The following is a 14,098-nucleotide window of genomic DNA, read 5'->3' as shown; positions in this document are numbered from 1 at the left end:
AGGCGGGGACCGGAGGTTCGAAGCACTCCTGTCCCCGCCGACCATCAGTAGCATAGCTTCAGAAAATAGGGGGCATTTTTAAGACAAACCTTTTCCGAATATATCGATCAGGAAGGCAATATTGAAGTCTTAAGCGTCAACCTATGAACCAAGTGTCAGCAGATCTTATGGCGATTCTAGACAGAATGGAGACACTGCTTGGGCGTATTGAGAACGGTCAATCGACCAAAAGTTTTGAACAACTTAGCATGTCGCAGCTCGTCCTGAGTCTGAGGCGGGAGTGTAATCAATCGTTTCCCGTCCAATATTTCAGCGTTGATATCTGGGATATTCTGCTGGAACTTTACGAGGCGCAAAAGACGGGCAAGAAGGTAAAAATATCAATATCTGAAAGTAAGTTCAGCAGTGTTCCTCCAAACCTGTTGCGCTATATTGATATGCTAATAGAAGACGAGTTTCTTTACCTGGAACATGTCGGTGTTGATAATGGAACAGGCTATGCGTGCCTGACGCAAAAGGGGTTAGATCAGTTGGAAGAACTTTTTAGAAAATCAAAAAGGACGCTTGGTACCCCATATATGACACTGGACGTTCTTAAGCCCTAAAGCACGACAGAAGCTAAAGAGAGCTGATCTTCATTCCTTTTTGAACAAGCTCGGCGAACCGGCGTAAAGCAAAATAGCCTTTTCTTTTGAGCGATTCCCCACGGTGTGCGGCAAGCGTGAATCAAAGTGCATACTATCGCCAGCGCGCAAGATGGTATCGACATCGCCGGCGGTTGCATGAATTTCGCCTTCAACGACAAAGCGAAAATGCTCACCATTCCGCTGCTCTGTCACAAAAGTATATCCTGGCGGAATATGAATCAACATGACGTCCATTCGTCGTCCCTCAAACTGAGAAGATAGGTCAAAATATTCAACCGGTGAATCAGCTTCAATTTTGCGGGGTGCGTTCGCGCGATTAACAATAGTCTCGCTACTCGGGATGGTCATAAAATAATTCAAATCGACGGACAGTGCTTCCGCCAAAGCCAGCAAGGACACAAGTGAGGGAATGGTTAGGTTGCGCTCGGCTTGAGAAATGAAAGGCGCCGATAATCCGGACTCGGTCGCGAGTTCCTGGAGCGTCATTTTCAACTCCTTTCGCCGGGTCTTGATACGCTCGCCTACCGGTAATATGGATTTCTCAGGAGCTGGCCACGGCGTACTGTCAGCTTTGGCTTTAGTCATATTTTTTTCCATAGTTCATCGATTAAACCGCAGTCGCAGGCGACTACTGTGCAACCTCGCGAACGATAGGGCATCGATAACAATGCAACAATACCAGAGTGCCACTTCTCCACAATAATTGCTGTTCATCAAAATTTTTGATACTCAACATATTTGAAGTTGTGTAACTTATTATCAAAAATCGAAAAAATAAAAATCTCTAATTTTTCCGATTTAGGAAATATGATTCAATCGCAGATTGAAAGACTATAAAATACTGAAATAAAAGGATTAAATGCAAAAAATGATCTTCTTGGCTCTCTGGCTACCTGCTTTTTTTTCCTATTTGAGTGATGATAACTGCATATATATAGAGTGATCAATCGAAAGCTCAGAGCCGCAGATTGATCGTCTTTTTGTCATTCGATCAAAATTTTGCATGGCAATTAATTTGATCGCATCAAAAAAGTGCTTTGTAATTGTTAAAGTGAGAAAACCCCCATGATCTTGTTTGAACGCAAAATATTATCCGAGTTAATGATCGGTCGTACCCATTATGTTGATGTTGGAGAACGAAAACAGGTTTCTGTCTACTATCCCAGTGATACCGAAGTTCATTTGAGGGCGGCGGATTCCACTGTTTTCAGGGGAGAGATGACCATGAAAGATGCTGGCTACAAGATAAGTTGGCATGATGGTACTGATGGTTACTACAAGATAGCCGAACATCTGGGTGCTTATGTATATATTGATGATAATGGAAGATCAGCTGGCACCATCACAAAAATAGTTCCCGGAAATCCAGAATATCTCTGACCACCTTTTCTCATGATGGTGGATAAAAACCATGTGCGGACACCCCGCCCGGACTTTCCCGTATCTTTCCCGAGCGATAGCTCGTTTTATCCGTAGCAATGAATATCTTTTGGGGCAGGAACACTTCTATCACGCAGTTTTCCTGCCTCTCACTTCAGGGCAAATTTGTGATTGGACTTCGTGATTTACACTGGAGCATCATGAGAAAGGGAGGTGGTATTCGAAGCAGCTAGACAATTGTTACAAGCCAACAGATTGATCCTGATCCTCAGCATCAATGGACTAACTGTTTAAGCTACATTCATTTTTGCAGCGTTAAACGGTGCAATATGAACGATGGAGAGAGAAAATATGCGGCTTCTTGCTTTTACCGGTCTGGCCCTGGCTACCCTTGCAACCCCGGCGATCAGCCAGTCCTCCGGCCAAGGCGATATCGCGGTAACCATATATAATAATAACCTCGCGCTGGTGCAGGATACGCGCCGTCTCAATATTCCTTCCGGCCGATCTGTACAGACTTTCCCAGGCGTATCAGGACAGATCAGAGCCGAAACAGTGGGCTTTAACGCTGCCAACACCGGTATTGTCGAACAAAATTTTGATTATGATCTTTTGTCTCCGCAGAAGCTGATGGAAAAAGCCGTTGGTGAAACCGTTACGATCGTTCGGATCAACCCCGCAACTGGAAAAGAAACAAGGGAACGCGCAAAGGTGCTGGCTGCCAATGGCGGTGTGGTTCTGCAAATTGGTAGCCGGATCGAGGTGCTGCGCGATGACCGGCTGCCAACGCGAGTGATATTTGATAAAGTTCCAAACAATCTGCGGGCACGCCCAACGCTATCTGTAACACTGAACAGCACGCGCAGTGGCACACGCCCGGCGCAGCTCAGCTATCTAACTGGTGGCATGGGTTGGAAAGCCGACTATGTCGCCTTGTTTGATGAAAATGCCGGCAAAATGGATGTGCAAGGCTGGGTTACTCTGACCAACAATACCGGTACGACATTCAACGACGCGAAAACATTGCTGGTGGCTGGAACACCCAGCGTGAACGGACAGCGCAGTTCGAATCGCCGAAACAATATCCGCCGCGCCGGAACCGAATCCGCCAATCGTGAAACGCTCGGGGACTTTTACCTTTATCCTCTCGCGGCACGAACGACGATTGCCAATGCGCAGACCAAGCAAGTCAGTTTTCTCGATGTGACCGGTGCTTCGGCAAAAAAGGCATATGAGTTTACCAATCGCTGGCTTGGTTCCCAGAATGAGGCGCAAAGCGCCGCGACTGTATTGCAGTTCAGTGCGTCAGCAGATGGCGGCCTTGGTGACGCACTGCCAGCTGGTACCGTGCGCGTTTACATGAAGGACGCCTCAGGCCAGCCGCAATTTATCGGTGAAAATACAATTGGCCATACGCCAATGGGATCTGAGCTTGGACTCAAAACTGGTGAGGCGTTTGATGTGAAGGTAAAGCCAACCGTTACCGAACGGCGACGGCTGTCATCTACAAAATGGCGCAGCGCCATGTCCTACGAGCTGACTAATGCGCGCTCAACGCCGGTTACTGTTTCGCTCATCCAAGACGGCCTGGATTTCTATTGGAGTGATACCCGGATCGTTAACGAAAGCCTGAAAAGCGAACGGCGTTCATCAAATAGCATCGTCTGGAAAGTGCCTGTACCGGCAAATGGGCGAACCACCGTAACCGCGACTTTCGAGACACGGTTCTAGAACGGGGCGCTGGGCTGATGCCAAGGCTTTCAAACCGGCTCGACTTGAGAGTCCTTCTGCTGTTGGTTTCACTTCTGGCTGCCCCCGTGGCTGCCCAGACAGACTTCAACCGCCAAGTCGTTACATCCGATGGTCCGTCATCCGTTTCGGTGACCGTCTATCGCGATCCGAACCGAACCGGCGACCGTGGCATGAATCTAAGATATCTCGGCGGTTATGCCCTGATCACCGAACAGCGTACCGTGACACTGCCTGCGGGAGAAATCGAGCTGCGTTTCGAAGGCGTGGCAGGCGGCATAATTCCGCAATCTGCAATTGTCACTGGCTTGCCGGATGGTGTGATAGAGAAAAATCGTGATGCGGCGCTGTTATCACCGTCGGCGTTGCTCAATGGTTATCTGGGGCGGGGCGTTACCGTTCGCCGGACCAGCGCGGTCACTGGCCAGACCACGGAGTTTGATGCACAAATCCGGACCGACGCCAGTGGCGGTGTCGTGGTGCAGACAGCCGATGGCTTCGAAGCGCTGCAATGTACCGGACTCAACGAGACAATTGTCTATCCATCCATTCCTGAAGGCCTTTCCGCCAAGCCGACTCTGTCGGTTAAAAGCCAGGTTGCGACAGCCACCCGAGCTACTGTTACCCTGTCTTATCTGGCCACCGGTTTTGACTGGCAAGCCAACTATGTTGCCGATGTCAGCGCGGACGGCCAGACAATGAACCTGTTTTCATGGGTAACGCTGGCCAATGGTGATGAAACAAGCTTTGAAAATGCCCAGACCCAGACAGTGGCGGGACAACCGAACAAGGGCCGCGATAATATTGCCCGTGCGACTGGCGGAGCGATTTCCCTGCGTTGCTGGCCGCAAGCGACAACCAGCGACATCATGGTGAAGCGGTTTGAGCGTGCCCGTGCGGAATCGCGTTTTGCGGGCAGGGCGATGGCGGCCCCCATGGCTATGATGGAAGCGGCCGCCGACGTGGTGGGAGTGAGCGCCAGGAAGGTCCAAGCCAAGCAAGAGGATCTCGGCGACCTTAAGCTCTATCGTATTCCCGTTCCGGTAACTGTAGCTTCACAAAGCCAGAAACAGGTCGCGATGTTTGAAAAGGCGGCGATCCCGTTTGAGCAAATCTACGAAGCGCAGATCTGGGCGAACGGTTATTCTGATCCCACACCGCTCGCAACCACGCTGCGTTTCCAGAACAAAAAACGGGATGGTCTGGGACTTGCCCTACCTGCAGGCAAAATGGTTGCCTTTAAAGCAGCAGCGGGTGAACGGCTATTGCTCGGAGAGGGCGGCCTGGACGATAAGGCAATTGGCGAAGAAGTAGAGGTCACGATCGGCGAAAGCTCTCTGGTTCGCTATAAAATATTATCCGTTGAGGAAGTTGATACGAAACGGGAAAACTTTGCCGACATGCAACTCACCATCACCAACGCGTCGCGCTCGCCAGCCCGGGTTGAAATTAAAATCGACCACCAGGATGACCATAAACTGCGAAAGCTCAGCGAAAGACTGGGCCGCAAGGACGGTAAGGATTTATGGAAAGTAACCGTGCCGCCCAATAGCGACCGCGTCCTGACCTATAGGGTAGTGCATAAATAGTAAAAATCTGCTGGAATACATGTAAGCCGATTTCTCTCAGGACTGTCCCCAGCGTGAATGTGGGATGCCGTTCATTTAAATAGATCCAAAAACAAATGAATCCCCGTCAACGTCTGTAACGCGCCCTTAAAACATCCCGGCTTTAGGCACTGTGTTGATGTGGTGACCAATTATTTTACCTCTTGTGATATCGGTCATTGCAAATTGTAAGCGACACCGCCAAACATTTGTGAAATTCGCTGGATCTAGGGGCACAAGAGATCGTGAGACTTCAGAGGACTCTGTCATTTTTCCTGCTTATGGCATTGGGGCAAAGTGTCTTTCCGGAAGCCATTGCGGCGCAGCCGGTAAAACGCCCCGCGCCGCTCTCCGGAAAAATTACGGCGACAAAAGGCGGAGAACAGGCAACTTTGCTACCACGCAGGACGTGGCAAAGGGCCGTGCGCCAGCAAGACCTGAAGACCGGAGACGTCCTGCGCACCAAAGCAGCAGGTACGCTGGCCATCGTTTTTGCCGATGGCACGCAAGTGCGTTTGGGCAGGAACTCGGTCATGGTCGTCCGTCAGGTCAGCAAAACCGGCAAATCCTCTCTGTCGCTACAACGCGGCCGCGCGTGGGGCCGCAGCCCGCGCAACAGAACCAATCTGTCCATTGAAACGCCATCGGCAACGGCGGCTATTCGCGGCACAGAATGGGCTATCAATGCTGATGCGGAATCCAGCCGACTACAGGTTTTCTCAGGCACGGTCGAACTTTCGAACGAGGCCGGATCACTGACCGTCGAAGCGGGGCAAGCGGCCACGGTGCTGCTGGGTCGGGCGCCAACACGGACAGTGCTTGCAAACCCGACCGGGCGCGAACAGATGCTGTATTTTGTCAATCTGGCCAGCGGATTGGATTTGCTCGATAATGAGAGCGAAGCTTTCGTTAGCGCGCGCCAGTTAGCAGCCAGCGGGGACTGGGAAACCGCAGCCCGTTTTTTTGATGACCTTTCCCGATCAGAAGATCCGGTCGACCGGGCTGCCGGCACATATGGCAGTTATGTCGCGGCGGTACAGCAGGGCGAAGAAGCCGCGCCGCCGATGCTTGATGCGACGGCTGAGAGCTATCTGGCGCTTGCCCTGATCGCCGCCTATGATGGCGACCTCAGGGCAGCAAAAGAAACGGCGGAAGAGGGCCTTCAAGCCTTTCCGGATGCTGCCCCGCTTTATCGGACCAAGGCAGATGTTGAGGCGTTGCTGGGTGATGCCGATGCGGCGCTCGCCACTATGGATGCTGCTCGCGCTACCTTTCCCGACGACGTGTCGCTGAAGATCGGCGACGCTGATTTGCTGCGTGATTATGGCGGCAGGCCAAAGGCCGCAAGAGACTTGCTGAAACCCATTCTTGCGAACGACCCCGATGATTTTGTGGCCCTGAAATCGCAGGCGAAAAACTGGATGGACATTGGCGGGTTGAAAGAAGCCGGCCGGCTGGTGACGCGAGCGCTTGCAGCACGGCCCTATGATGCGGAACTGATCAGCATGCGGGCAGAAATATTGCTGGAACAAAACAGGCTGTCCGACGCTAAAGCGGAAATCGACAAGGCTCTGGAAATGGACGCTGGCAATGCGCTGGCGGGCAATGCATTGGCACAATATTGGCGGCGAAAGGACCGATTGGACCAAGCGCTCGAAGCATCATTGGCGGCTTCGGCGCATAACCCGGACTATGGCATGGGTTTCCTGGGCCTAGCGCAGGTGTATCATGAAATGGGTGAGACCGGACTGGCTGAGCAGCAATTTGATGCAGCCGATCGGCTTGATCCTTTTAGTCCGGCCATAGCTCTTGCCCGAACCGGTGTTGCCTTGCAGGATTTTGCGGCTGATGACGCGATCCGGAACGCACGAGAAGCCTTGACGCGTTTTCGCGGGCGCGGCGGCGAATATATTAACTTGTCGGAGAACCGCGAGACGGGAAGCCTTGTGTCCCAGGCTTTCCGTTTCCTCGATCTGGAAGGCTGGGGGCGCTATTATGCCGACCGCGTGTTCGACAGCTTCACGCCGTCCAGCTATTTTGATCAGGCGATCAACCAAACACCGGGTCCTTTCCTGATCCGGAATGCTGATGGCAGCTTTAATGCACAGCAGGCCGCAGGAGATAATGGGGAAGGGGAGAGCTTTGAAGCGCTGTCCAGCTTCTTGCAAGGCGTGGCTCTCGACCCGTTGAGTGTCGCCAGTTCGACCCGGCGTCTGCGGTTCGACAACGGCAATTTCATAGAACCCTTTGTCGGGGCTTCGTTGCTGGATGAGAATTTGCGCAATGAGAAGGCGCTTAGCGGCGGGCTTGATACCATTTTTGATGCACCGCTGCCCACGGCGATCTGGCTACGTGGCAATTACACTGATATTTCCGACAATCGCCGGCGTCCCGATATCAGCCCGTTCTCACGACGCCGCGGCGGCGAGAGGTTGTTTTTCGGCGGCTATCTCGGGCTGGAGCTCACCCCGTCCGATAGCCTCGTTTTGAATGGGGAGTTACAGCGCAATACGGATCTGTCCGAAACCAATATTCTTGGCTTGCTGGATGACAGTTTTGCGCTGGAAGAAGACCGCGAGGCGGAGAGGAACTTCCTGTTCGGATTATATAGTCACGAATTTGGCTATCGTGATCAGCTTACCATCGGGGCGGGTTTTGGCCGGTCGCAGTTGAACGTCATCTCGATTGACACCACGAGCACGCTGCCTTTCAGGGATCAACTGGCGCAAAACAGAGCTACCTTTAGTTATTTTAGTGCCAGTTATGCCAAAGGCTTTGGTCCTCTGGACTTACGGATCGGCGCAGAATGGAGCGATGTACGCACGCGCGACGTTACCTCGGTTTTCGATTTTGAGCAGGACATTGTTGCCCCGGGTATCGCGCCAGCCCGGTTCGATTTGCGAACAACAGAAGGTCGGGCTTATATCGATTTGCGCTACCATCCGATTGAACCATTGGTGCTTCAGGGGCAAGTAGAAGCAACGGCCCGCACAATCGCAGGTGACACGCGCTATCCTCTCAATTTTCGATTTGGCGCTTCCTATGAGCCGTTAGAGGGCCACTGGTTGCGCGCTGCGTTCTTGCGCCAAAGCCGCGGACTGTTCGATTTCAGCTTCCGGCCTGCCGCCGTGGTTGGACTACAGGCAAATTCTGTACCGAGCTTTCGCCAAAGCCGCAATGACAGCGTGATTGTTCGCTGGGATGCCGAATGGTCTGATCGCCTGTTCACGACCGTGGAGTATCAAGACCAGCAACTGGAGGCAGTACAATATGCAGTTCCTGATCTGCCCGTCGACATTACCGGTTTTCCTGTCTCGGTGAAGCGGATCAGTGCAGAAGCCAACCTGTGGCTGGGCGGCAATATTGGGTTGCGGGCGTCCTATGCCTATACGGACAGCGCAATCGAGGGCAGCTTCGTTTCTGGCGACAATGTCAACCAAGCGATTGGCCCGACCTTCGGCTGCGCCACAGCAGATTTGAACTTCACGTTTGGTTGCACATACGATGTCGGTGACCAACTGCCCTTCGTTCCCGGCCATTTCGCACGGGCCTCTCTGGTCTGGACGCTTCCTGCGCCCACCCGGCTGAAAGCGACGATGTCAGCTAGCTATATCGGCGGACAGGACGATGACCTGAGCTTGCCTGTCGAAGATGTCACACTGGTTGATGCACGGCTGGAATGGGAACCGCTGGATCGGCGTCTTGCGTTCAATCTTTCGCTGCTGAACTTGCTCGACAAACGCTATGATTCAGCGACTGGTGTCGCCGCGCCCCGATTTACTGTGCTCGCCGGTGCAGAGGTGCGCTTCTGATGGCCGAACCACGGATCACAGCCATGCTTTCCCCGCACCGCAGATTGTCTGGATTGTTGCTGGTTGCGGTGGCCGCACTGCTGGTTGGATTGCTCAGCCTGACAACCTTCATGCGAGACCTTGACGGGCGCAGCTTTGACTATTTGTCAACGACCGCCCCGGTAGTGCCAGAACAGCCCGGGATTACTCTGATCGCGATTGACGAACCGAGCATGGACGCGATCGGACAGCAATGGCCGTGGCCGCGTTCTCAACATGCGGAGCTGATCCGTCAACTGCGCGAGGCGGGGACCAAAGCCATTGCCTTCGACGTGCTTTTTGCCGAACCGTCGGATGATGTCGAGGATCAGGCACTGGTCGATGCGATGGGGCAGGATATCATTCTGGCCGCTGATGAAACTATTATAGAACGCCCTTATGGCAGCACATTGGTGCGTACCCAACCCATGCCAAAGCTGATTGCAGCTGGTGCGCAAACCGGTATCGCGAGCCTGTCGATGGATGGCGACGGGGTGCTGCGCAATATGCCGCTCTATCGCGATGGCTTCATGGCCAAGCTCATCAAGATGGCGACCGGAAAAACTGTGCCAGAAAACCGGACTCCGCGCCGGATCCAGCACTTTGGTCCGGCGGGTAGCTATCCGACCATTTCTTATTATCAGGCGCTTGACCCTGATACTTATCTGCCGCCAGACTATCTAAAGGACCAGATTGTAATTGTTGGCTTTGCTTTGCAGACCAATGCCGACGTCGCTGCGGGCGGTATAGATGCCTTCGAAACCGCCTACACATTGCGGTCGCGCCAGCTGACACCAGGGATCGAGGTTCAGGCGACGATCTTTGACAACATGCTTGCGGGGCTTTCCATCGCACAAACTCCCCGGTGGTTATCGCTGTTATTTGTTGTCATCGCAGCGGCGCTTGCCCTGGCGGTATCCCGCCCTAAGGCCCCCGTGAGAAAGGCTCTCTTACTAGCACTGTCGCTACTCGGTCTGATCGGCACAAGTTGGCTGCTTTTGCAATTCGGACGTTTTTGGATCAGCCCCGTGGCCCCGTCCCTGGCGCTGGTTCTGGGCGTGGCGGCTATTGCGACACGCGATTTTGCTGGTGAACAGAAACGAGGACGAGAAGTGCAGAATGCCTTTGGTCAATATCTGGCACCGGAAATGGTCCAGAAAATAGCTGACGATCCGGGACTGCTCAATCTTGGCGGGGTCAATCGTGAGCTCACCATCCTGTTTTCCGACATTCGCGGCTTCACCTCCATTTCAGAGGCGATGCAGGATGACCCGCAGGGGTTGACGCGAATGATCAATGCGATCCTGACGCCGCTGTCCAATATCATCCTGCGCCATGGGGGAACTATCGACAAATATATGGGCGATTGTGTGATGGCTTTCTGGAACGCGCCACTTGATGATCCCGATCATGCTCTACATGCGTTGGAAGCCGCACGCGAGATGCTGGCAGAAATGGAGAATATCAATCGGAAAGTCCAAGCAATGCTGCCTGAAGAGGCAGATGTGCCGCTCATCAGGATGGGGATCGGTATCAACACAGGAACCTGTGTGGTAGGTAATATGGGGTCGGACCGCCGCTTTGATTATTCTGTACTGGGCGATGCGGTTAATCTGGCGTCCCGTCTTGAGGGGCAGTGTGATGAGCAGGGTGTCGATATTCTGATTGGTCAAGCCACCGTCAACGCAGCACCATCTCTGACTTTCAAGAAGGTGGCCGATATACAAGTTAAGGGGCGATCCGCTACGGAGCCAAGTTATACCATGTGCAACGAAACTTGATCCAGATATTGAAAATGCCAGTCGAATTCAATTCAAACGGCATATTTGGTTTTTGAGCTTTCCGGGATGGACCGCGGACGATGCTGCTCGTCCAGAGCCACAAAAGTGAACAGTCCACTGGTTACCGGGACATGCTCTTCGCCGCGGTTGCGTTCTGCGACTACATCAATCCGCAGGCTAACCGACGTATTGCCGATCCGCTCAACCTGGGCGTAAACCGAAACAATATCACGGGTCAGGATGGGGGCGATGAACTCCATCGCTTCAATCGCAACTGTGGCAGTCGATCCCTGAGCGACCCTCGCAGCCATTATGCCGCCCGCAATATCCATTTGCGAGAGAACCCAGCCACCAAAAATATGACCATTGTTATTCAGATCGCGCGGCTGCGGTGCAACTCGTAAAACCGGTTGTAGCGTGATTAGCTTGCGCAGGTCTTCTTCACTCATCCGGCGAAATATCCTTGCTGACCGGATCATCGATACAGTCGTCATGCCCCGTTCCACTGGACATGAAAACCAGTCCCATCAGGGCAGCTGTCAACAACAAGGCGAAACCGACACCCACTGCTGTGGCAATATACATGTGAACCGAAACCAGCCCGTGGAGATAATATAAAAGGCCTAATGCGACTGCGACACATATGAACGTGAGAGCGCTCATCCATCGCATCAGACGCCAGTAACGCGACCAAGCCATGCCGGCATATAGGGGATCATCTAGCTGCGATGGACCGGGCAATTTTTACATCTCCATTGGAATTGTCCCCTCTTTGGACCTTATTGGATTTGCCATCAAGTCCAACTTCCCGCAAAAATATGCTATGTTAATGCTACATAATAAAGAATCAGGGATGTTTTGAAGCATGGGAAGAGGGCGCATATGACGATACAGGCTATATTGCAGGGACGGGAAGGACAGATCTTCAGTTGTTCGGCAAACCATAGCGTTGCCGAAGCTGTTGCTATATTGGCCGAGAAAAGGATCGGGGCATTGCCTGTTCTCGATGGCGATCGGGTGGCAGGTATTTTTTCCGAGCGAGATGTCCTGCATTGCCTGCAAGATCTTGGTGCCGCAGCGATGGACAAGCCGGTATCCGAAGTGATGACGGCTGATGTTATTTCGGTCGACCTGCAAAAGAGCGCAATCGGAGCACTGTCTTTGATGACAAAGCGGCGTATCCGCCATTTGCCGGTGGTTGAAGATGACAAGCTGGTCGGCTTTATATCTATAGGCGATCTGGTGAAGTACCGGATCGACAAGATTGAGAGCGAAGCAGCGGCTATGCGCAACTATATACAAAGCGCTTAGTTTGTCGAAAAACTAACGGATCGACACCCCGACAGTATCAAAATAGGCAAGGCACTTTTCTCGGACTGCTGTGGCGCGTGCGACAGGATCGGGATAGCGGTCGCGATAGGCTTTTGACCGGACTTCCAGACTGAGTGGGATTGCCGGGGGCAGGGCAGCCAATATGTCAACAAGCGGTAAGCTGCCTTCTCCCGGTACGCTGCGCAAATCGATGGCATCTTCCAGATAGGAATCGAAATCATCGGAACACTGCAGGTTGCCATCACAGATCTGGCTATATGCTAGCAGATTGTTGTCCACAGCTTTCAGACTGGCTACGGAATGACCGGCGCGTTGAAAATGCAAGCTGTCGATCAGCACGGCCACTGCCGGGTGATCGCATCGCGCTACAATATCCAGAGCGGAATCAAGCGATTGTACTGCGGTTATCATCAAGAATTCCAGCGACACGCGGATATTGGCTGGTGCAGCCCATTCGCAAAGTTGATGCAATGCCGCCGCTGTTCGGTCCGGATTGGGTTCTGCGCTGACGACCAGAATATTGGGTGCGCCCAGTTCCGCACCAGCATCTACTATCAGGCGATGATCGTCAGTAAGTTCCCCACCTTCTGGAATCCATACGACCTCAACATCAAGCACAGATAGGCCATGCTGTTTGATTGCTGCCATGGTGGCTCTGGCTTGCTCGGGTGTCCACTGCTTGGGTTCAATTGTGAAGCCGACATGGCTGAAGCCTGCTTGCCCGGCTGCATCGGCGATTTGATTGGGCTGAAATTCTGGAAGAGTACCTGCAGCCAAAGACAATATGTGATCCATAGGCTTGGCCTAACCAATGACTGTCCCAATACAATGCGCGCTTTTAAGAGGGCCTTGCAGTGGGTTGCTCATCGGGTTTTGGGTCTGGGGCCTTGTTCCTGAAGATTAGTTGGATGACTTCCATCAGCGTCGGTTTGGCCATCAGCCATAACAAACCGACATAGGCGAGACCACCTATTGCAACCAATATCGCGAGCCGCGCATAAACAGTCATATCCGGTAAAAACTGGTCAGCAAAATAAACGACTGCGGCCATTGCTATAGAGGTCGACAGTCCGGGCCAAATTGCTGCAGCGAGCTCTCTGCCACCGATTCCGATGTGCCGGTAAGACTGAAAGAAAGTAAAAAGTGTCAGCAGCGGGAAGGCAACAACCCAACCCCAGGCGAGACCAATGGCGCCCCATTGCAGGCCAATGATAAAGGTAATTGGCATTAATATAGCGCCAACGAAAGAGGCGCGGGCCGTGATCTGGGGCTTGCCAACCGCGTTGTTGGCGGGAGCAAATAATATCTGCAGCGTCATCACTGGCATCGCCAGGGCCAATATGCTTACGAAGGGTGCCATCTCGAGCCATTTGGGGCCAAATAGCGTGCCGACCAGTGGTGCCGCTGTAACTGACATGCCGAGATATAACGGGCAGGAGATCAACATGATCAAACGCACGGCCTTGAGGAAAGACCAGCTCAAGGCCTTGGGATCGTGCTGCAAACGGGAATAGGCCGGGAATGCTACTTCATTGAGAGGCGGTACAAATTTTGCCGCGAAGATCGTCGTTAGAAATAGAGCTTCAGCATAGAGACCCAGCTCGTGCGGGTCGAGGACGCGGCCGGCGATGAAAATGTCGGCCTGACTTTGAATGGTCCAGAACAAATGGCTGGCGAGCAGAGTCGCACCGAATCCGAACATCGCTCCGGCCCCTTTGAAGTTGAAGCTCGGCCAGACGAAGAATTTGACGGCGATCACCAAACAGATTGCT

Annotated in this window: 12 protein-coding genes (1 of these 12 cut by a window edge); 7 read left to right on the top strand and 5 right to left on the bottom strand. The window is 52.9% G+C overall.

Translation table 11 applies throughout. The features are described from left to right. The first annotated feature begins 167 nt into the window (after positions 1 to 167). Positions 168 to 605, top strand: coding sequence for a hypothetical protein (locus DK507_RS00590; protein WP_162558827.1), 438 nt, complete (start codon positions 168 to 170; stop codon positions 603 to 605). Between the two features lie 30 nt (positions 606 to 635). Here DK507_RS00590 and DK507_RS00585 read toward each other — a convergent pair whose 3' ends face one another. After that, a complete protein-coding gene (locus DK507_RS00585) occupies positions 636 to 1,244 on the bottom strand; it encodes a helix-turn-helix domain-containing protein (RefSeq protein ID WP_216822308.1) in 609 nt (202 codons plus the stop codon). Positions 1,245 to 1,712: 468 nt separating this feature from the next. Between DK507_RS00585 and DK507_RS00580 the strand changes: the two genes are divergently transcribed. The 5 genes from DK507_RS00580 to DK507_RS00560 all read left to right on the top strand — a co-directional run bounded on the left by DK507_RS00580 (position 1,713) and on the right by DK507_RS00560 (position 10,994). Next, positions 1,713 to 2,027, top strand: a complete 315-nt coding sequence (locus DK507_RS00580) for a hypothetical protein (protein ID WP_109354072.1) — start codon at positions 1,713 to 1,715, stop codon at positions 2,025 to 2,027. Between the two features lie 351 nt (positions 2,028 to 2,378). After that, positions 2,379 to 3,758 (top strand): DUF4139 domain-containing protein, encoded by a 1,380-nt coding sequence (locus DK507_RS00575; RefSeq protein WP_109354071.1) that lies wholly within the window; start codon positions 2,379 to 2,381, stop codon positions 3,756 to 3,758. A gap of 17 nt (positions 3,759 to 3,775) precedes the next feature. Beyond that, positions 3,776 to 5,365, top strand: a complete 1,590-nt coding sequence (locus DK507_RS00570) for a DUF4139 domain-containing protein (RefSeq protein WP_109354070.1) — start codon at positions 3,776 to 3,778, stop codon at positions 5,363 to 5,365. A gap of 263 nt (positions 5,366 to 5,628) precedes the next feature. After that, positions 5,629 to 9,195 (top strand): FecR domain-containing protein, encoded by a 3,567-nt coding sequence (locus DK507_RS00565; protein WP_162558826.1) that lies wholly within the window; start codon positions 5,629 to 5,631, stop codon positions 9,193 to 9,195. Next, complete coding sequence (locus tag DK507_RS00560; protein ID WP_109354068.1) at positions 9,195 to 10,994, top strand: CHASE2 domain-containing protein; 1,800 nt, start codon at positions 9,195 to 9,197, stop codon at positions 10,992 to 10,994. The genes DK507_RS00565 and DK507_RS00560 overlap by 1 nt, the downstream gene beginning before the upstream one ends. A 32-nt stretch (positions 10,995 to 11,026) precedes the next feature. On the opposite strand, the gene DK507_RS00555 is transcribed toward DK507_RS00560, so the two are convergent. Beyond that, a complete protein-coding gene (locus DK507_RS00555) occupies positions 11,027 to 11,443 on the bottom strand; it encodes an acyl-CoA thioesterase (RefSeq protein WP_109354067.1) in 417 nt (138 codons plus the stop codon). After that, entirely contained in the window at positions 11,436 to 11,735 is a 300-nt protein-coding gene (locus tag DK507_RS00550) for a hypothetical protein (RefSeq protein WP_109354066.1), read from the bottom strand. Before DK507_RS00550 ends, DK507_RS00555 begins: the two co-directional genes overlap by 8 nt. 141 nt (positions 11,736 to 11,876) lie before the next feature. Between DK507_RS00550 and DK507_RS00545 the strand changes: the two genes are divergently transcribed. Continuing rightward, positions 11,877 to 12,305: a CBS domain-containing protein gene (locus tag DK507_RS00545; RefSeq protein ID WP_109354065.1), complete on the top strand. Its 429-nt coding sequence runs from the start codon at positions 11,877 to 11,879 to the stop codon at positions 12,303 to 12,305. 12 nt (positions 12,306 to 12,317) lie between these two features. On the opposite strand, the gene DK507_RS00540 is transcribed toward DK507_RS00545, so the two are convergent. Continuing rightward, the gene (locus DK507_RS00540) at positions 12,318 to 13,121 is read right to left on the bottom strand and encodes a sugar phosphate isomerase/epimerase (RefSeq protein WP_109354064.1); all 804 of its coding nucleotides are present in this window, start codon (positions 13,119 to 13,121) and stop codon (positions 12,318 to 12,320) included. Between the two features lie 43 nt (positions 13,122 to 13,164). After that, on the bottom strand, positions 13,165 to 14,098 hold the 3' portion of the coding sequence (locus DK507_RS00535; protein WP_109354793.1) for a lipopolysaccharide biosynthesis protein. It continues 584 nt past the right edge of the window; the window shows 934 of its 1,518 coding nt (coding positions 585-1,518); its start codon lies beyond the right edge, outside the window; its stop codon occupies positions 13,165 to 13,167.

Source organism: Sphingorhabdus sp. EL138 (assembly GCF_900258045.1).
In the GTDB taxonomy this organism is placed as follows: Bacteria; Pseudomonadota; Alphaproteobacteria; order Sphingomonadales; family Sphingomonadaceae; genus Parasphingorhabdus.
Note: the sequence above shows the minus strand (reverse complement) of the source record. Positions and strands in the feature narration are given on the sequence as shown.